General features: G+C 64.1%; 14 protein-coding genes. 4 read left to right on the top strand and 10 right to left on the bottom strand.

Annotated features, from left to right (window positions below):
* Positions 1-32: 32 nt before the first annotated feature.
* Both PKB_RS21545 and PKB_RS21540 read left to right on the top strand, forming a co-directional pair.
* Positions 33-455, top strand: coding sequence for a MerR family transcriptional regulator (locus PKB_RS21545; RefSeq protein WP_043254367.1), 423 nt, complete (start codon positions 33-35; stop codon positions 453-455).
* Positions 455-1,204 (top strand): SDR family NAD(P)-dependent oxidoreductase, encoded by a 750-nt coding sequence (locus tag PKB_RS21540; protein WP_043254365.1) that lies wholly within the window; start codon positions 455-457, stop codon positions 1,202-1,204. Before PKB_RS21545 ends, PKB_RS21540 begins: the two co-directional genes overlap by 1 nt.
* A gap of 51 nt (positions 1,205-1,255) precedes the next feature.
* Here PKB_RS21540 and PKB_RS21535 read toward each other — a convergent pair whose 3' ends face one another.
* Together PKB_RS21535 and PKB_RS21530 are read right to left on the bottom strand one after the other, a co-directional pair.
* A complete protein-coding gene (locus tag PKB_RS21535; protein ID WP_043254363.1) occupies positions 1,256-2,233 on the bottom strand; it encodes an alpha/beta fold hydrolase in 978 nt (325 codons plus the stop codon).
* 461 nt (positions 2,234-2,694) lie between these two features.
* Positions 2,695-3,582 carry an NAD(P)/FAD-dependent oxidoreductase gene (locus PKB_RS21530; RefSeq protein WP_043254362.1) on the bottom strand — a complete coding sequence of 296 codons (888 nt, stop codon included), beginning with the start codon at positions 3,580-3,582 and terminating at the stop codon, positions 2,695-2,697.
* A 141-nt stretch (positions 3,583-3,723) separates the two neighbouring features.
* Between PKB_RS21530 and PKB_RS21525 the strand changes: the two genes are divergently transcribed.
* Both PKB_RS21525 and PKB_RS21520 read left to right on the top strand, forming a co-directional pair.
* Entirely contained in the window at positions 3,724-4,152 is a 429-nt protein-coding gene (locus PKB_RS21525; protein WP_043254360.1) for an Rrf2 family transcriptional regulator, read from the top strand.
* A 547-nt stretch (positions 4,153-4,699) separates the two neighbouring features.
* The gene (locus PKB_RS21520; protein ID WP_043254358.1) at positions 4,700-5,407 is read left to right on the top strand and encodes a succinate dehydrogenase iron-sulfur subunit; all 708 of its coding nucleotides are present in this window, start codon (positions 4,700-4,702) and stop codon (positions 5,405-5,407) included.
* Positions 5,408-5,713: 306 nt separating this feature from the next.
* Here PKB_RS21520 and PKB_RS21515 read toward each other — a convergent pair whose 3' ends face one another.
* From PKB_RS21515 to ccoN, 8 genes are all read right to left on the bottom strand, one after another.
* Complete coding sequence (locus tag PKB_RS21515; RefSeq protein WP_043254357.1) at positions 5,714-6,523, bottom strand: peptidylprolyl isomerase; 810 nt, start codon at positions 6,521-6,523, stop codon at positions 5,714-5,716.
* 11 nt (positions 6,524-6,534) lie between these two features.
* Positions 6,535-7,218 (bottom strand): respiratory nitrate reductase subunit gamma, encoded by a 684-nt coding sequence (gene narI / locus PKB_RS21510; protein WP_043254355.1) that lies wholly within the window; start codon positions 7,216-7,218, stop codon positions 6,535-6,537.
* 13 nt (positions 7,219-7,231) lie between these two features.
* A complete protein-coding gene (narJ, locus tag PKB_RS21505) occupies positions 7,232-7,999 on the bottom strand; it encodes a nitrate reductase molybdenum cofactor assembly chaperone (protein ID WP_043254353.1) in 768 nt (255 codons plus the stop codon).
* Positions 7,992-9,548, bottom strand: a complete 1,557-nt coding sequence (gene narH / locus PKB_RS21500) for a nitrate reductase subunit beta (RefSeq protein WP_043254352.1) — start codon at positions 9,546-9,548, stop codon at positions 7,992-7,994. The genes narJ and narH overlap by 8 nt, the downstream gene beginning before the upstream one ends.
* Positions 9,545-13,309, bottom strand: a complete 3,765-nt coding sequence (locus PKB_RS21495) for a nitrate reductase subunit alpha (protein WP_043254350.1) — start codon at positions 13,307-13,309, stop codon at positions 9,545-9,547. Before PKB_RS21495 ends, narH begins: the two co-directional genes overlap by 4 nt.
* 32 nt (positions 13,310-13,341) lie before the next feature.
* Positions 13,342-15,990, bottom strand: a complete 2,649-nt coding sequence (locus PKB_RS21490) for a nitrate/nitrite transporter (RefSeq protein ID WP_043254348.1) — start codon at positions 15,988-15,990, stop codon at positions 13,342-13,344.
* A 505-nt stretch (positions 15,991-16,495) separates the two neighbouring features.
* Positions 16,496-16,711 carry a hypothetical protein gene (locus PKB_RS21485; RefSeq protein ID WP_043254346.1) on the bottom strand — a complete coding sequence of 72 codons (216 nt, stop codon included), beginning with the start codon at positions 16,709-16,711 and terminating at the stop codon, positions 16,496-16,498.
* 10 nt (positions 16,712-16,721) lie between these two features.
* Positions 16,722-18,158, bottom strand: a complete 1,437-nt coding sequence (gene ccoN, locus PKB_RS21480) for a cytochrome-c oxidase, cbb3-type subunit I (RefSeq protein ID WP_043254344.1) — start codon at positions 18,156-18,158, stop codon at positions 16,722-16,724.
* Positions 18,159-18,265: the final 107 nt, after the last annotated feature.

The following is an 18,265-nucleotide window of genomic DNA, read 5'->3' as shown; positions in this document are numbered from 1 at the left end:
AAGCCCTCAGAGTTCTCCCATCGGAGGTCAACATGCAAATCGGAGAGCTGGCCTTGCGCGCCGGCGTCAGTACACGGGCGCTGCGCCATTACGAGTCGCGGCAGTTGATCGAGTCGTCGCGGCTGGACAATGGTTATCGCGACTATGCCTCGTCCATGGTCCAGCGCGTGCTCTGGGTTCGTGAGCTGCTCGAGTGCGGCTTCAGCACCCGGCAGATCCACGGCCTGCTGCAGTATCTGGAGGAAGAGGAAGATAGCGAGGGCTTCCTCGCCTGCCTGCAGCAGCACCTGGAAAAGCTGGTAGCGCTGGATGCACTCCAGGCGCAACTAACCGAGCGCCGCGAGCGCCTGGCGGAGAAGATCGAGCGTTATCTGCCCCTGCACGAGAGCCTGGTGCGCGCCCCCGATCTGCGACCTCTTGAACGAGCTCATGCACAAGCCACGTTGGAGAGATGATGGGAAAGCTAAGCAACAAGGTCGCCCTGGTCACGGGCGGCAACAGCGGTATCGGATTGGCCACCGCACAGCGATTCGCCCTGGAAGGCGCCGAAGTGGTCATCACCGGGCGCCGCCGGGATGCGCTGGAGGAGGCGGTCGGCCTCATCGGTGAAAGCGCCGTTGGGATCTGCGCGGACGCCAGCCGGCTGGCGGATCTGGACGCGCTGTATCAGGAGGTGGGCGAGCGCTTCGGTCGCCTCGACGTGTTGGTCGCCAATGCCGGCATCATTCGCCCGGCTCCGGGTGATCAGGTTGACGAACAGCAGTTCGACGAGCAGTTCGACATCAACGTCAAGGGCGTCTTCTACACCATCCAGAAAGCGCTGCCGCTGCTGCGCGACGGCGGCTCCATCGTGCTGGTGTCGTCCATCGCCCACCTGAAGGCACTGGAAGCCCACGTGGTCTATGCGGCGACCAAGGCGGCGGTGCGCTCCTTCGCCCGCAGCTGGGCGGCGGAACTCAAGGGGCGCGACATCCGCGTCAACTGCCTGAGCCCCGGTCCGGTGCTGACCCCGATCATCGGCAAGATGGGGATCGGCGAGGCGCAGTTCGGCGCGTTCGAAAAGCAGCTGGCCGGGTTGATTCCGCTGGGCCGTCTTGGCCGGCCGGAAGAGTTGGCGAACGCGGCGCTGTTCCTTGCATCCGACGACAGCAGTTTCATCACCGGCGTCGACCTGTGTGTCGATGGCGGTTTGTCGCAGCTCTGAACCGCAAAAGGCCCGGTGCGAACGCGCCGGGCCTTTTGCGTTATGCCGCCGTCAGCTCCTGATGAAGGCCAGCAGGTCCGCGTTGATGGTGTCGGCGTGGGTGGTGCACATGCCGTGGGGCAGGCCGGGGTAGGTCTTCAGGGTGCCGTGCCTCAGCAGCTTGATCGAGAGCCGCGCGGAGTCGTCGATGGGGACGATCTGGTCGTCCTCCCCGTGCAGCACCAGGGTCGGCACCGCGATCTGCTTCAGATCCTCCGTGAAGTCGGTTTCCGAGAAGGCTGCAATGCAGTCGTAATGAGCTTTGGCGCCGCCATTCATGCCCTGGCGCCACCAATTGTCGATCACCGCTTCGGAGACCTTCGCACCCGGCCGGTTGAAGCCGTAGAAGGGGCCTGCCGCCACGTCGTGGTAGAAGTTCGAACGGCTGGCGGCGAGTGCCTCGCGGAAGCCGTCGAAGACCTTCAGCGGCAGTCCGCCTGGGTTTTTCTCGGATTGCAGCATGATCGGCGGTACAGCGCCGATCAGCACTGCCTTGGCAACGCGGCCGGCACCATGGCGCGCGACGTAGCGTGCGACCTCGCCACCGCCAGTGGAGTGGCCGATGTGCACGGCATTCTTCAGGTCCAGGTGCGCCGCTAGTTCCGCCAGGTCGGCGGCATAGGTATCCATGTCATTGCCTTGTGCCGTCTGCGTGGAGCGGCCATGGCCACGGCGGTCATGAGCGATCACGCGGTACCCCTTGGCGAGGAAGAACAGCATCTGATTGTCCCAGTCGTCTCCCGAGAGCGGCCAGCCGTGGTGGAACACGATGGGCTGCCCGCTGCCCCAATCCTTGTAGAACAGTTGGGTGCCGTCACGCAGTGTGAAATATCCCGACCCTTGCTCCTTGCAGCGTGCGCCCGTGGCGGCCGGTGCCTGGGCAGCGCTCGCCGGGCTTGCCAGCATGGGGACGGCAACCGCCAGGGTCGCGGCGGCTACGCCCGCGCTCATCAGGGCGCGGCGGGTGGTTCCTTGGGTCTCATCGGTCATGGTGAAAGCTCTCGTCAGGGTACCGCTCGCGCGGCGAATGGGACCGGTCTGGTTCTGAACTCGACTCGACTTTGCGCTCGTTCCGAATGCCAGATTGCCGGTAGACAAACCCTATTCGTTGGCTTGGGGCCTACACCATCGTCCATGGGTATCGCACATCCATACCTAGGTTTCACGGATGAACACTATATGACTAGAGCTCGTCGGTTTACCGAACGTTGATCCTTGGGGGCCGGGGATCCCGCACAGATGTGCTCAGTTTTCGAAGAGTTAAGCGGGAGTATTGGTCTGCTACCGACCCATTGCAGCCGTCCGTGACGGCAGGATCCGGTCGCTTTCAGCCCTTTGACAATGGCCGCGTCGACAAGGATTCCGGTCAGTAAGCTACCTGCATTCGACTTAACCGACCTAACGCGGAAACCCTGATTCGTGGGTAATCGCCAGTCTACCGCCGCCCGTATTCAGCGAGACATCAGCGACTGGTGTGCCGCGCAGCCCGTGCGTGCGCCGTCCCCCACGGCGATTGCGACATTGCCTGCGCCTATCGCTGCATCCCCGCAGGCAAACACTCCGGACACGTTGGTTTCGCGCATCGCATCGACCTTGATGAATTCGCCCGTCGGACCCGCTTCAAACTCACAACCCAGTTGCGCAGCCAATGGGCTGCCCATACGGGTCCGAGGCTGGGTGAACAATCCGGCAAGTTTGATCACTCGACCGCTGGCGAGGGTCACATCGGCTTGTTCTCCGCCGACCGACAAGACTGGCTCTGCCACTACCGTAACCCCGCGCCTGGTCAGATTGGCCAACTGATCGGCATCCGGCTCGAATACCTCGTTGAGGAATAATGTGGTTGGCCCCCAGTCCGGTAGCATCAGTGCATGGTGAATCGCCAGTGGCGATGCCGCCAATACACCAATTTGTCCGCCGTGAAGTTCATATCCGTGGCAATACGGACAATGAAACACTCGCTGCCCCCATCGTTCTGACAGCCCGGGAACCTCAGGCAGCTCATCCACCACCCCTGTGGCAAGGATCAAACGCCGCGTCGCGAATTGTTGCCCGTTCTCGATGGTTACCACAAAGCCACCGTCGCCCGTTTTCGCCTGGACGGCGGGTTGAGAAAGCCACTCCACCGTTGGGTAAGCCAGTAACTGGGCTCGTGCCTCACTGGCTATCGCACCGGGATCGCGGCCGTCCTGACCAAGAAATCCATATGAGTGGTTAGCAAACCGATTGCGGCGCTGACCTGCGTCGAGCACCAGTATTTTTCGGCGCGCCCGTGCCAGTTGCAAGCCTGCGGAAATTCCGGAATAGCTACCGCCGACGATGGTCACATCATGAACCATGGATCAATTCCTCTGGATGTTTGACCGGTCGAAAGAAATCTAGATACAACGTAAGTTACATTACATTGGGGTGTCAACAGTCTCGTAACTTTTGGTGTGTCGAGCGATACTCCCCGACAGTAATTCAGGAAACCGTCCTACATGAGAAATGACACGCGTCTGTCCCGCATGCTGCACGTATTGATCCATATGGCTCGCCATGATCAGCCCGCCACGTCCGATACCATTGCGCAGATGCTCGGTACCAACCCGGTGGTGGTCCGGCGGACCATGGCGCTGCTCAAGGACAAGGGTTATGTGCGCTCAGAAAAGGGGCACCGGGGAGGGTGGACGCTGGCGAAACCGCTGGCGGATATGACCCTGCTGGATATTCATCAGGCCTTGGGCTCGTCTTCGCTCTTCGCCATCGGTTTGTCGACCGACCATCCACAATGCCTGGTCGAACAAGCGGTGAACGCAGCGCTGACAGACGCGTTTGACGCGGCACAGGCGTTGCTTCTAAACCGCTTGGGAAGCATCACACTTGAACAGTTAGCCAGTGATTTCGAGCGGCGCTATCAGGGTCTTTGAACCAGTGTGATCTGCAAACCTGCGTTTCGATGGGACTGGCCGAAAGGCATGCGAATGTCTGCTCTTGGCTTGCTGCCCTTGGCGAGAGTCAGCTGCCTCCCCAGGTTGTGTGAAAACAGCAGAAGGTTTTACACCAGAACCGCTTTGGAGTTGGACCCAACGAAGATGGACGCGCCGATATCGACCAGAGGCTGTTAACAACTGCCAGAGTCTTCTGGGGGCGATCCACTGGGGCGATTTATCACCTGCCTCCAAATCGCCGATTTGCTTCTGCCTCTGCGGTGGTTTCCTAGCCGAAACATTGTCCCTTCCGCGCGCTTGGCCTCCCTCACCCTGTCGTGGCCGGCAGAGGGCGACCCAAATTCGGCAATTGTGACCGGCAAAGCGGGGGGCACGGTTCCCTATCCAAGACTGCGACGAATGCGGGCTCGCCCTTGGCTATGCTTCTCGCATTGAATTGTCCTGATCGACCGGATTCCGTGACCCTGCGCTTACCGGTTGGCGGCGCTATTCACTCTCTCCTTAATGGTTCGAGGAGCAACGAGCCTTGATTGACGTCCAACTCTATCGCTACCACCCGGAGCAGGCACGGCAGCCCTGGATGCAGTCATTGTCGTTGCCCGAGGAGTTCCGTGCACGAATGGTGCTGGATGCACTGGAGTTCCTACACGAAGCAGATCCGACGCTGGTCTACCGGCGCTCCTGCCGGGAGGGTGTTTGCGGCTCGGATGGCATGAATATCAATGGCAAGAACAGGCTGTCCTGCATCACGTCGGTAGCGGAGGCGCTAGACAAGACCAGCACACTGATCATCAGGCCTCTGCCCGGCATGCCGGTCATCCGTGACCTTGTGGTCGACCAGAGCCTTTTCTTTCGGCAATACCAGAGCATCAAGCCCTGGCTGATCAACCAAGAGCCAGCGCCAGCCATTGAGCGTCTCCAATCCCCCGAGGAGCGTTCCAGGCTCGACGGCCTGTATGAGTGCATCCTCTGCGCCTGCTGTTCCTCGCAATGTCCGTCCTGGTGGTGGAATCCGCAGAAGTACGTCGGTCCCGCCGGGCTGCTACAGGCCTGGCGCTTCATCATCGACAGCCGTGATCAGGCCACAGTGGAGCGGCTCGAGCAGCTGGAAGACCCATTTAGCCTGTTCCGTTGCCGCAGCATCGGCAACTGCTCATGGGTCTGCCCCAAGGGACTTAATCCCATGTGGGCCATCGGCAACATTCGCCGGGAGCTGTTGAAAAAATCCACCTAGGCCGTCGGATCGAGCGCGCATTCGCCCATTGCGCGAGGTTGATGCTGCCTCAATCCGAGGATGAAGCAATGGCTTCCGCAATGGTGAGGAAAACGTGACCGGCCGCCACGCTACGGCTGCATGGCAGGCGCGGCAAACGTGAGCAGATGCTGGGCGCCTAGTGGTGAGCGGTGTTTTCCACGTATGTGACTTTCGTCGAGCTGCGGCTACCAACGGGCAATTAGGCGGCAGCCAGTAAACGAGCCTTTATCCGGTTAGCGTTGTTGGCAATATGTCCGTACACGGGCCATGAAACCTGGGAGGCCGTCAGGTTCGAGATACGCCGTGTTCGGGTTCGTCTTCCAGATGGATGCCTTCGACGCCAATTTCCGCTTCCAGGGCCAGCAGGTACTGGCGCAACGCCTGGCGAGTGGCCTCTTCGCGCAAATAGTGATGGACCCTTTGTGCTACCTGGGCGAAGGGCAGGGGCGTGCTTTCGAGGCGCTCGTCGATGCTGACGACGTGCCAGCCGTAGCGTGAAGCCAAGGGCCGTTCGTAAAGACCTGGCGGTAGACGATGCAGGGCCAGGTCGAGTTCGGTGACGGTCTGCCCCGAGGCCAGCCAACCGAGTTCTCCGCCCTGGTCGCGGGAGGGGCACGCGGAATGGCGCTGAGCCATTTCGCTGAAGCGCTCAGGATGCTGCCGCAGTTCTTCCAGCAGGCGCTCGGCGAGATGGTAATGGGCGTCCCGTGCCTGCGCATCGTCCGGGGCCGCCGGCAGGAGGATGTGGCGGACCTTGACCCTGCTGGGCTCGGAGAAGCGTTCGCGGTGCGCCTCGAAGTAGCGCCGGCAGGCGCTATCGTCCGGCTCCGGGACCTTCAGTTCGCGCTCCAGCAGGCTCGCCAGCGCCTGGTCGTCGTCCTCGCTGGTCGGCGCCAGGCCGAGACTGGCGGCGCGTTGCGCCAGCAGTTCGCGCACGACCAGGGCGCGAGCCGCCTTGAGCTGCGCCTCGGCCAGGGAGCCCGCCGGGTGGAAGGGGGTTTCCCGGGCGATGTCGGCCTCACTGAACAAGGTGTCGCCAACGCGGATCACCGGAGCGGGCGTGTCCGGCAGGGTTTCGAGCGAGATCATTTCCATGCTGGGACTCCTCAGCCGCGCCGGCGAACGATCTGGTAGTTGCGTCCGAAGTAGCCCAGCGGAACGCTCCACACGTGCACCAGGCGGGTGAAGGGGAACAGCAGGATGATGGTGAGGCCGACGAAGATGTGCACCTTGAAGATCAGCGGGGTACCGATCAAGAAGCTGGCAGCGTCGCCGTGGAAGAACACGATGGACTGCGCCCATCCGGCCAGGGCCAGCATCATTTCGCCGTCGAGGTGGTGCAGGGAGAAGAAGATGCTGATCAAGCCGAGGCACGCCTGCAACAGCAGCAGGGCGATGATCAGGTTGTCCATCACGCTGGAGGACGCGCGTACCCTGGGGTTGAACAGCCGGCGCCAGAGCAGCATGGCGCCGCCGATCACGCAGAGCACTCCGGCAATACCACCGAAGACGATGGCCATGAGCTGCTTGTGGCCGGCGGAGAGGAACGGTTCGTAGACCCAGTGCGGGGTCAGCAGGCCGACCAGGTGGCCGAAGAAGATCGCCAGGATGCCGATGTGGAATAGGTTGCTGGCCAGGCGCATGTTCCTGTTGGAGAGCAACTGGCTGGAGCCGGTCTTCCAGGTGTACTGGCCGTAGTCGTAGCGCAGCAGGCTGCCGAGCAGGAACACGGTGCCGGCCAGGTAGGGGTAGTAGCCGTAGAGCAGGTGGAGCAGGTAGTCCTCGAACATGGCGAGCCTCCGTTCAGTGGCGGTCCGGCAGGGCGGACGGCATGACCTGGATGACCTGGGGCTGGGTCTCGTACTTGCGCTCGGCCAGGCGCCGGCCCTCGGCAGACTGCAGGCTGCAGTCGCGGTCGGATTCGGCGTTGAAGCGCACCACCTCTTCCTCCCAGACCGCGTCCAGGGCCTGGGGCGTGTTGTCCGGTTGTTCCGCTTCGACCGCCGTGCGCTGCGCGTCTATGGCGTCGGTGGCGCCGATCAGCGCGAGCAGGGCGCGTGGCACCAGCGCGTAGTCGCTGCCACGCTCCTCCAGGCGCGCGGCGAGCAGGGCAAGGATGTGTTGGATGTCGCCCAGCCACTGGCCGATCTCGTCGTGCTCACGGGTGGACAGGTATTCCAGGAACAGCGGCAGGTAGTCCGGCAGCTCGCGTGCGTCGAGCTGGAAACCGGCAGCCTCGTACTGGGCGAGGAGGTCGACCATGGCCTGGCCACGGTCGCGCGATTCGCCGTGCACGTGCTCGAACAGCAGCAGCGAGGTGGCGCGGCCGCGGTCGAACAGGTCGACGTAGTCTTCCTGCAGGTCGAGCAGATCCGTGGCGGCCAGTTCGCGGCACCACTGGGCCAGTTGCGTGCGCAACCCGGCGGGCAGGCGCTCCTCGGCGTCGAGGATGTCGATGGCCTGGGCGCTGGCGGCCTGCAGTTCGGCAACGGGGTAGTCGAGCAGCCGCGCCAGCACGCGCAGGCTGAGCAGGCCCACCGTCGCCCCTTCACAGGGTTCGTGGTTACCCATGGCGGCCGTCCTCCACGGGGTCGAAGGTCTGCACCGGCTTGACCAGGGTGGCGGTCTGCTTGCGTCCTCCGAACAGGCTGACCTGGCTGTTGCCGCCGTTGCAGCCGTCGCCAAAGGTGAAGCCGCAACCGCTGCGTTCGGCGTAGGCCTCGGGGATGTGCTCGCGGTGGCCAGTGGGGATGACGAAGCGGTCCTCGTAGTTAGCGATGGCCAGGTAGCGGTACATCTCTTCCACCTGGTGCTGGGTCAGGCCCACCTGGTCGAGCACTTCAGTGTTCAGCGTCTTGTCGACGTGCTTGGCGCGCATGTACACGCGCATCGCCATCAGCCGCTTGAGGGCCAGGATCACCGGCGCTTCCTCGCCGGCGGTGAGCATGTTGGCCAGGTAGCGAACCGGAATGCGCAGCGACTCGATCTTCGGCAGCACGCCGTCGAATTCCACGTGGCCGGCCTCGGTGGCGGACTGGATGGGGGAGAGCGGCGGCACGTACCAGACCATCGGCAGGGTGCGGTATTCCGGGTGCAGCGGCAGGGCCAGTTTCCAGTCGATGGCCAGCTTGTACACCGGCGAGGCCTGGGCGGCGGCGATCACGTTGTCGGGCACGCCGTCCTTGCGCGCCTGGGCGATCACGGCCGGGTCGTTGGGGTCGAGGAAGATCTCGCACTGGCGGTGGTAGAGGTCGCGGTCGTCCGGCGAGGCGGCCACTTCCTCGATGCGGTCGGCGTCGTAGAGCAGCACGCCGAGGTAGCGGATGCGCCCTACGCAGGTCTCCGAGCACACCGTCGGCTGGCCGCTCTCGATGCGCGGAAAGCAGAAGATGCACTTCTCGGATTTTCCGCTTTTCCAATTGTAGTAGATCTTCTTGTACGGGCAGCCGCTGATGCACATGCGCCAGCCGCGGCACTTGTCCTGGTCGATCAGGACGATGCCGTCTTCCTCGCGCTTGTAGATCGCGCCGCTCGGGCAGGAGGCGACGCATGCCGGGTTCAGGCAGTGCTCGCACAGGCGCGGCAGGTACATCATGAAGGTGTTCTCGAACTGTCCGTAGATATCCGCCTGGATCTGTTCGAAGTTGATGTCCTTGCGCCGCTTGGCGAACTCGGTGCCCAGCAGTTCCTCCCAGTTCGGTCCCCATTCCACCTTGTCCATGCGCTGCCCGCTGATCAGCGAGCGTGGCCGCGCCACCGGCTGGTGTTCGCCCTGGGCGGCGCTGTGCAGGTGCTGGTAGTCGAAGGTGTAGGGTTCGTAATAGTCGTCGATCTGCGGCAGGTCGGGGTTGGCGAAGATGTTCGCCAGCACCCGCCACTTGCCGCCGATGCGCGGGTTGATCGAACCGTCGGAATTGCGTACCCAGCCGCCGTTCCACTTCTTCTGGTTTTCCCACTCCTTCGGGTAGCCGATGCCGGGCTTGGTCTCGACGTTGTTGTACCAGGCGTACTCGATGCCTTCGCGGCTGGTCCAGACGTTCTTGCAGGTGACCGAACAGGTGTGGCAGCCGATGCATTTGTCGAGGTTCAGGACCATGCCGACCTGGGAACGGATCTTCATTTCGCGGCCTCCTGCTGGTAGTCGTTGCCTTCGCCGTCCAGCCAGTCGATGTTGCGCATCTTGCGCACCATCACGAACTCGTCGCGGTTCGATCCCACGGTGCCGTAGTAGTTGAAACCGTAGGATAGCTGGGCGTAGCCGCCAATCATGTGGGTCGGCTTGGGGCAGACCCGGGTGACCGAGTTGTGGATGCCGCCGCGGGTGCCGGTGAGCTCGGAGCCGGGGACGTTCAGGATGCGCTCCTGGGCGTGGTACATCATCGCCGTGCCCCTGCGGACCCGCTGGCTGACCACCGCCCGCGCGGCGATCGCGCCGTTGGCGTTGTACAGCTCGATCCAGTCGTTGTCGCTCACGCCGATGGCGCGGGCGTCGTCCTCGCAGATCCAGACGATGGGGCCGCCACGCGACAGGGTCTGCATCAGCAGGTTGTCGCTGTAGGTGGAGTGGATGCCCCATTTCTGGTGCGGCGTCAGCCAGTTCAGGGCGATCTCCGGGTTGCCGTTGGTGCGCGGCGCGGCGACGCTGGCGGCGGCCTTGGTGTCGATCGGCGGACGATAGACCATCAGGCTTTCGCCGAAGGCGCGCATCCAGGGATGGTCCTGGTAGAACTGCTGGCGCCCGGTGAGGGTGCGCCAGGGAATCAGCTCATGGACGTTGGTGTAGCAGGCGTTGTAGCTGACGTGCTCGTCTTCCAGGCCCGACCAGGTGGGACTGGAGATGATCTTGCGCGGCTGCGCCACCAGGTCGCGGAAGCGGATCTTCTCGTCTTCCTTGGGCCGCGCCAGGTGCGTGTGGTCGCGCCCGGTGATCTTCGACAGCGCCGCCCACGCCTTCACCGCCACCTGCCCGTTCGTTTCCGGGGCCAGGGCGAGGATCATCTCCGCCGCGTCCACCGCCGAGGCCAGCTGCGGTCGACCGGCGGCCGGGCCGTCGGGCTTGCGGTAGTTGAGCTTGCCGAGCAACTCAACCTCTTCCTGGGTCTGCCAGGCGATGCCCTTGCCGCCGTTGCCGATGCTCTCCAGCAGCGGGCCCACCGAGCTGAAGCGTTCGTAGGTTTCCGGGTAGTTGCGCTTGACCTCGATGAGCGAGGGCATGGTCTTGCCCGGGATCGGCTCACATTCGCCCTTCTTCCAGTCGCGCACTTGTGGCTGGGCCAGTTCGGCGGGGCTGTCGTGCTGCAGCGGCAGGGTCACCAGGTCGGTTTCCTCGCCCAGGTGGCCGACGCAGACGCGGGAGAAGGCGCGGGCGATGCCATCGTAGATCTGCCAGTCGCTGCGCGCTTCCCAGGCCGGATCGGTGGCGGCGGTAAGCGGGTGGATGAAGGGGTGCATGTCCGAGGTGTTGAGGTCGTCCTTCTCGTACCAGGTCGCGGTGGGCAGCACCACGTCGGAGTAGAGGCAGGTGGTGGACATGCGGAAGTCGAGGGTCACCAGCAGGTCGAGCTTGCCCTCGATGGGCGCGTCCTTCCATTGCACTTCCTCGGGCTTCTGCCGGCCCGCCTCGCCGAGGTCCTTGCCAAGCAGGCCGTTACGGGTGCCGAGCAGGTACTTGAGCATGTACTCGTGGCCCTTGCCGGAACTGCCGAGCAGGTTGGAACGCCAGACGAAGAGGTTGCGCGGATGGTTCTGCGGGTTGTCCGGGTCCTCGCTGGCGAAGCGCAACTGTCCGCTCTTGAGCTGCTCGACCGCATAGTCGACGGTGCTCTTGCCGGCAGCTTGCGCCGCGGCCGCCAGGCGCAGGGGGTTGATGCCCAGTTGCGGCGCCGAGGGCAGCCAGCCCATGCGCTCGGCGCGGACGTTGAAGTCCACCAGGCTGCCGCTGAAGTCCTGTGGACGGGCCAGCGGCGAGAGCAGCTCGCTGACCTCCAGCTTCTCGTAGCGCCATTGGCTGGAGTGGTTGTAGAAGAACGAGGTGCTGTTCATGTGCCGCGGCGGGCGGTTCCAATCCAGGGCGAAGGCCAGGGGCGTCCAGCCAGTCTGCGGGCGCAGCTTCTCCTGGCCGACATAGTGCGACCAGCCGCCGCCGCTCTTGCCCACGCAACCGCAGAGGATGAGCATGTTGATCAGCCCGCGGTAGTTCATGTCCATGTGGTACCAGTGGTTCATCCCGGCGCCGACGATGATCATGGAACGGCCATGGGTCTTGTCGGCGTTTTCGGCGAACTCGCGGGCGATGCGGATCATCTGCGCCGCCGGGACCCCGGTGATCGCTTCCTGCCATGCCGGCGTGTAGGGTTTCAGCTGGCCGTAGTCGGTCGCGCCGTCGTCCTCGCCGGAGCCTCCGACTGTGGCGGCGAGCCCCCGGTCGATGCCGTAGTTGGCGGCGGTCAGGTCGAACACGGTGACCGCCAGCACCTCGCGGCCATCGGCCAGTTTCAGGCGCTTGGCCGGCACGTGGTGGTAGATGACGTCGCGCATCGGCACGTTGGGGAAGTGCTTGCGCTCGATGCCGCCGAAGTAGGGGAAGGCCACCCGCGCCACTTCGTCATGGCGACCGAGTTGGGACAGGCGCAGGCTGATTTCCTTTCCATCGGCATCTACCTGCTCCAGGTTCCAGTGGCCGCTCTCGCCCCAGCGGAAGCCGATGGAGCCGCGAGGCATCACCAGGCGCTCGTCGGTCTCGTCCCAGGCGACGGTCTTCCACTCGGGGTTGTTGGCTTGCGCGAGGTTGCCGTCGAAGTCGCTGGCGCGCAGTTGCTTGCCCGGCACCAGGCTGCCGTCGTCGCGCTGTTCCAGTTCCACCAGGATCGGCATGTCGGTGTAGCGGCGGATGTAGTCGGTGAAGTAGGCGCTGGGTATCTCCAGGTGGAATTCCCTGAAGATCACATGGCCCATGGCGATGGCCAGGGCCGAGTCGGTGCCCTGCTTGGCGCTCATCCACTCGTCGCAGAGCTTGGAGATCTCCGCGTAGTCCGGGGTGATGGCCACGGTCTTGGTGCCCTTGTAGCGCACCTCGGTGAAGAAGTGCGCATCGGGCGTGCGGGTCTGCGGGACGTTGGAGCCCCAGGCGATGAGGTAGCCGGAGTTGTACCAGTCGGCCGATTCGGGCACGTCGGTCTGCTCGCCCCACACTTGTGGCGACGCGGGAGGAAGGTCGCAGTACCAGTCGTAGAAGCTCAGGCACACCCCGCCGAGCAGGGAGAGGTAGCGGGTGCCCGAGGCGTAGGAAACCATCGACATTGCCGGGATCGGCGAGAAGCCGGCGACGCGGTCCGGACCATATTGCTTGATGGTATAGACGTTGGCGGCGGCGATCAGCGTCTGCATCTCGTCCCAGTCGGTGCGCACGAAGCCGCCGCGCCCGCGGATGGATTTGTACCGGCGGGCTTTCTCCGGGTCCTCGACGATACTCGCCCAGGCATCCACCGGGTCGCTGTGGCGGCCCAGCGCCTCGCGCCACAGCTGCACCAGGGCCTTGCGCGCCATCGGGTATTTCAGGCGGTTGGCGCTGTACAGGTACCAGGAGTAGCTGGCTCCGCGCGGACAGCCGCGCGGTTCGTGGTTGGGCAGGTCGGGGCGGGTGCGCGGGTAGTCGGTCTGCTGGGTTTCCCAGGTCACCAGTCCGTTCTTCACGTAGATCTTCCAGCTGCACGAGCCGGTGCAGTTCACCCCATGGGTGGAGCGGGCGATCTTGTCGAACTGCCAGCGCTGGCGGTAGCCGTCTTCCCAGGCGCGGTTCTCGTCGCGGGTCTCGCCGTGGCCGCCGGCGAACTCCGCCGGGCGCTTGACCAGGTAGCGCAAGCGGTCGATGAAGAAGCTCATTTCCATCCTCCTTGGCAGGGAGCTGCCGACAGCTAGCAGCGAACCTCGGCGTTACCGCGGGTGTAGAAGAACCAGGTGAGCGCGATGCACAGCGCATAGAAAACGATGAAGCAGTAGAGCGCCCACTCGGGGCCGCCGGTGAGGGCGAAGGAACTGCCGAACGATTTCGGGATGAAGAAGCCGCCATAGGCGGCCACTGCCGAGATGAAGCCGACGGCGGCGGCCGACTCTTTCTCGCTGCGCAGTGCCTGCTCTGGCGCCGGCAGGTCGGGATACAGGCGCGGGGTCTGGATGCGGAAGATCGCCGGGATCATCTGCGTGGTGCTGGCGTTGCCCACCCCGGAGAAGAAGAACAGCAGCAGGAACATGGCGAGGAAGCCCCAGAAGGCGCCTGGCTGCTCCTTGATGCCGATGAAGAACAGCACGCCGAACACGCACGCGGCCATCGCCACGAACACGCAGAGGCTGATCCGCGCGCCGCCGAAGCGGTCGGCCAGGCCGCCGGAGAAGGCTCGGCTGAGGGCGCCGATCAGCGGCCCGAGAAAGGCGAACTTGAGCACTTCCACCGACGGGAACAGACGCCCGGCAAGCAGCGGGAAGCCTGCGGAGAAACCGATGAAACTGCCGAATGTGCCGGTGTAGAGCAGGCTCATCAACCAGGTGTGCTTGCGCTTGAAGATCGCCATCTGGTCGCGGAACGACGACTTGGCGCTGGCGATATCGTTCATCCCGAACCAGGCGGCGATTGCGGCGATGGCAATGAACGGCACCCAGATGAAGCCGGCGTTCTGTAGCCACAGCGGCGTGCCGCTGGCGGTGCTCTGCGGTTCGCCGCCCAGGCTGCCGAACACCGAGGTGGTGATCGCCAGCGGCACGAGGAACTGCATGACGCTGACGCCGAGGTTGCCCAGCCCGGCATTCAGGCCCATGGCGCCGCCCTTGGCCTGCTTGGGATAGAAGAACGAGATATTGGCCATGCTCGACGAGAAGTTGCCGCCACCCAGGCCGCACAGCAGGGCCAGGATCAGCATCACCAGGTAGGGCGTCTGCGGGTTCTGCACGGCGAAGCCGATCCATAGCGCAGGCAGCAGCAGCGAGGCGGTGGAAAGCGCCGTCCAGCGCCGGCCGCCGAAGATCGGCACCATGAAGCTGTAGAAGATGCGAAGGGTCGCGCCAGACAGACCGGGCAGGGCGGCCAGCCAGAACAGCTGGTTGGCCGTATAGCTGAAGCCGGCCAGCGGCAACTTGGCCACCACCACCGACCAGACCATCCAGATGGAGAACGCCAGCAGCAGGTTGGGAATAGAGATCCACAGGTTGCGGGTGGCGATGCGCTTGCCCTTGTCCGCCCAGAACGCCGGGTCTTCCGGATACCAGTCCTGCAGCACCAAGCCGCTGGGCGTGGCCAGTTCCGGCAGGTCGCGGGCTTCATGCCGCGCGGCCCATTCCACGCGTTCGGCCATGCGGATCGAGTAGTGCATCCACACCAGCGCACCGGCGGCGATCAGGAACAGCAGCATGAAGCAGCTCTGCCAGATGCCGATCACGTCGTTGAGCATGCCGAAGGTCAGCGGCAGGAGGAAACCGCCGAGGCCGCCGATCATGCCCACCAGGCCGCCCACCACGCCTACGTGCTGCGGGTAGTAGGTGGGGATGTGCTTGAACACCGCGCCCTTGCCCAGGGACATGAAGAAGCCCAGGACCATGATCACCAGGGTGAAGGCCGGCAGACCGAACTTCATGGTGAATTCCAGCTCGCCGCGCACTCCGGTGACGATGTAGCGAGTAGGTGGATAGCTCAGCAGGAAGGTACACAGCACCGACATCGACAGCGTCCAGTACATCACCTTGCGCGCGCCGTAGCGGTCGGACAGCCAGCCGCCGAGGATGCGGAACAGCGACGCCGGCACCGTGTACAGCGCCGCGACCATGCCGGCGCCGGCCAGGCTCAGGCCGAACACCTGCATCAGGTAGTGCGGCAGCCACAGTGCCAGGGCCACGAAGGCGCCGAAGACGAAGAAGTAGTACAGCGAGAAGCGCCATACACGCAGCTCCGCCAGCGGCGCCAACTGCTCCTTCATCGGCACCGGGCGGGCCTGGCGCGTGGCGCTCTGCGGGTCGCTCTTCGCCAGCAGGATGAACAGCACGCCCATGGCGCCGAGCACCGAGGCGTACACCAGCGCCGCACCACGCCAGCCAAGCGCCAGCAGCAGGAAGGGTGCGGCGAAGTTGGTCAGGCCGGCACCGACGTTGCCGGCGCCGAAGATGCCCAGCGCCGTGCCCTGGCGGCCGGGCTCGAACCAGGTGGCGGTGTAGGCGGTGCCGACGATGAATCCCCCTCCCGCCAGCCCCACGCCGAGCGCTGCGAGCAGCAGCAGGGCGAAGCTGTTGGCGAAGGTCAGCAAGTAGACGCACAGGGCCGAGGCGAGCATCAGGATGCCGAACACCCAGCGCCCGCCATAGCGGTCGGTCCACAAGCCGAGGAACAGCCGCGAGATGGAGCCGGTGAGCACCGGCGTCGCCATCAGCAGGCCGAGTTGGGTGTCGGACAGGCTGAACTCGTCCTTGATCTGCAGACCCAGGATCGAGAACAGCGTCCAGACGGCGAAGCAGAGGGTAAATGCCAGTGTCGAGAGGCCGAGGGCCCGATACTGATCCCGAGCAGCGATGGTTGCAGCCATGGACACGAATCCCTCAGTGTCTCAGTTGCTTTACCAGCCTGGGCAGGCTCTACCTGATCCGAGTCTTAATACGCTTGAGAGGTTTGCCCGAAGCCGAGTCACGGATAAACGCTGTTCTCATTGTCGTGTAGCTGGATGGCGTAGGTTCTTAGCGTAGACAGCCTGATTGGAACATGCCAAACGGGAGACTCGCTCGGGGCGGGGTGACAGCGTTGGAGCATCGGATTGGATGCAGCGTCAAGTGATAAGTAGACAGTAGGAATCCGCGTTGATGCGCATGACTGCGATGGAGCAAATAGCTCAAGGAAATGGCCAGGGAGCATGGCCCGCCTCGGCGGCCAGCTCCCGATCGAAGCCCAGATAGTCTGCCCACGGCTCCTCTGAAGCCGATTGGCGATGCTTCGTGCTTACATAAAAAAGGGCCCTCCCCACGGAACATGAAGGAGGGCCCTGGAAAGTGCCATCGAAGGGCACGCGGGAGTATCCATCCCTGGATACGGAAAACTCAGGCGAGCAGGCTTGGTTCGGAGATGCTGTCGTCCAGTGGGTTGACCAGGCGTTCGCATTGCAGGCCGGTGGCGGCGCTCATGCGCCCGGCGGCTTCGGGATCATCGGCGAAGGGCAGCAGTGAGGCCTGTTCGAGGTCGCGCTCGCTGCTCCGGCCTATGTGCAGGTACAGTCCCAGCGCGAGGGCGGTCAGGACAAGGAGAGCGAGTGGCATGTCGATCACCTCAGGCCCGGCCCGGAATGGGCAGTTGGTCTATACGCCGGCCGGCGCGGACGGTGAGCCAGGTATTAGCGGCCATCAGGAACATGCCGCTGGCGAACAAACTGCCGCCAATCAGGCGCACAACGTAGCCTGGATGACTGGACTGTAGCGCCTCGACGAAGGAATAGGTGAGCGTGCCGTCGGCGTTCACCGCGCGCCACATCAGGCCCTGGGTGATGCCATTGACCCACATCGAGGCGATGTACAGCACGGTGCCGATGGTGGCGAGCCAGAAGTGCGCGTTGATCAGGCCCACGCTGTGCATCTGCTCGCGTCCGTAAAGCTTGGGAATCATGTGGTACAGCGCGCCGATGGAAATCATCGCGACCCAGCCCAGGGCGCCGGCGTGCACGTGGCCAATGGTCCAGTCCGTGTAGTGCGACAGCGAGTTGACGGTCTTGATCGCCATCATCGGGCCTTCGAAGGTGGACATGCCATAGAAGGCCAGGGACACCACCAGGAAGCGCAGGATCGGATCGGTGCGCAGCTTATGCCAGGCGCCGGAGAGGGTCATCATGCCGTTGATCATGCCGCCCCAAGAGGGCGCCAGCAGCACCAGCGACATCACCATGCCCAGGGACTGCGCCCAGTCGGGCAGGGCAGTGTAGTGCAGGTGGTGCGGGCCGGCCCAGATGTACAGAGTGATGATCGCCCAGAAGTGCACGATGGACAGGCGATAGGAATAGATCGGCCGTTCGGCCTGCTTGGGCACGTAGTAGTACATCATCCCGAGGAAGCCCACCGAGAGGATGAAACCGACCACGCTGTGGCCGTACCACCACTGCACCATGGCGTCGGTGGCGCCGGAGTAGATCGGGTACGACTTCAGCAGGCTGACCGGGCGCGCCAGGTGGTTGACCACGTGGACCATGCCGGTGACCACGATGAAGGCGCCGTAGAACCAGTTGCCGACGTAGATATGCTTCACCGTGCGGCGCGCGATGGTGCCGAAGAACAGGTAGGCATAGACGATCCATACGAGGGTGACCCAGAGGGCGATCGGCCACTCCATCTCGGCATATTCCTTCGAGGTGGTGATACCCAGCGGATAGCTCGCCAGCATGGCGATGATGGTCGCCTGCCAGCCCCAGAACACGAAGTTGGCCAGGCCGTCGGAGATCACCCGTACCCGGCAGGTGCGCTGGACCACGTAGAAGGAGGTGGCGAACAGCGCGCTGCCGCCGAAGGCGAAGATCACCAGGTTGGTATGCACTGGGCGGATCCGCCCGAAGCTGGTCCAGGGTAGGCCCAGGTTGAGTTCGGGCCAGACCAGCTGGGCGGCGATGACCACGCCCATGCTCATGCCGAGGATGCCCCAGAACAGGGTGGTCAGGGTGAAACGGCGGACGATCTCGTAGTTGTAGCTGCCCTGTCGGTCGAGGGAATGCACGCTGTCCATCTGGGCTCCGTGTACGGCGAAAGGCTGCCGCCCCCCTGCCGCTACCGAAGGGGGCGGCAGCGGTGGCGGAAGACCGGCCATGGCCGCCGCCCGGGGAGCTCGAGCAG

It is taken from the genome of Pseudomonas knackmussii B13, from assembly GCF_000689415.1.
Classification (GTDB): domain Bacteria; phylum Pseudomonadota; class Gammaproteobacteria; order Pseudomonadales; family Pseudomonadaceae; genus Pseudomonas; species Pseudomonas knackmussii.
This window is presented reverse-complemented; position numbering and strand designations above follow the sequence as displayed.

Bases quoted from the DNA above. Each gene is read 5' to 3' on its own strand.
- PKB_RS21545 (WP_043254367.1), top strand. From the start codon at position 33: ATGCAAATCGGAGAGCTGGCCTTGCGCGCCGGCGTCAGTACACGGGCG.
- PKB_RS21540 (WP_043254365.1), top strand. From the start codon at position 455: ATGGGAAAGCTAAGCAACAAGGTCGCCCTGGTCACGGGCGGCAACAGC.
- PKB_RS21535 (WP_043254363.1), bottom strand. From the start codon at position 2,233: ATGACCGATGAGACCCAAGGAACCACCCGCCGCGCCCTGATGAGCGCG.
- PKB_RS21530 (WP_043254362.1), bottom strand. From the start codon at position 3,582: ATGGTTCATGATGTGACCATCGTCGGCGGTAGCTATTCCGGAATTTCC.
- PKB_RS21525 (WP_043254360.1), top strand. From the start codon at position 3,724: ATGAGAAATGACACGCGTCTGTCCCGCATGCTGCACGTATTGATCCAT.
- PKB_RS21515 (WP_043254357.1), bottom strand. From the start codon at position 6,523: ATGGAAATGATCTCGCTCGAAACCCTGCCGGACACGCCCGCTCCGGTG.
- narI (WP_043254355.1), bottom strand. From the start codon at position 7,218: ATGTTCGAGGACTACCTGCTCCACCTGCTCTACGGCTACTACCCCTAC.
- narJ (WP_043254353.1), bottom strand. From the start codon at position 7,999: ATGGGTAACCACGAACCCTGTGAAGGGGCGACGGTGGGCCTGCTCAGC.
- narH (WP_043254352.1), bottom strand. From the start codon at position 9,548: ATGAAGATCCGTTCCCAGGTCGGCATGGTCCTGAACCTCGACAAATGC.
- PKB_RS21495 (WP_043254350.1), bottom strand. From the start codon at position 13,309: ATGAGCTTCTTCATCGACCGCTTGCGCTACCTGGTCAAGCGCCCGGCG.
- PKB_RS21490 (WP_043254348.1), bottom strand. From the start codon at position 15,990: ATGGCTGCAACCATCGCTGCTCGGGATCAGTATCGGGCCCTCGGCCTC.
- PKB_RS21485 (WP_043254346.1), bottom strand. From the start codon at position 16,711: ATGCCACTCGCTCTCCTTGTCCTGACCGCCCTCGCGCTGGGACTGTAC.
- ccoN (WP_043254344.1), bottom strand. From the start codon at position 18,158: ATGGACAGCGTGCATTCCCTCGACCGACAGGGCAGCTACAACTACGAG.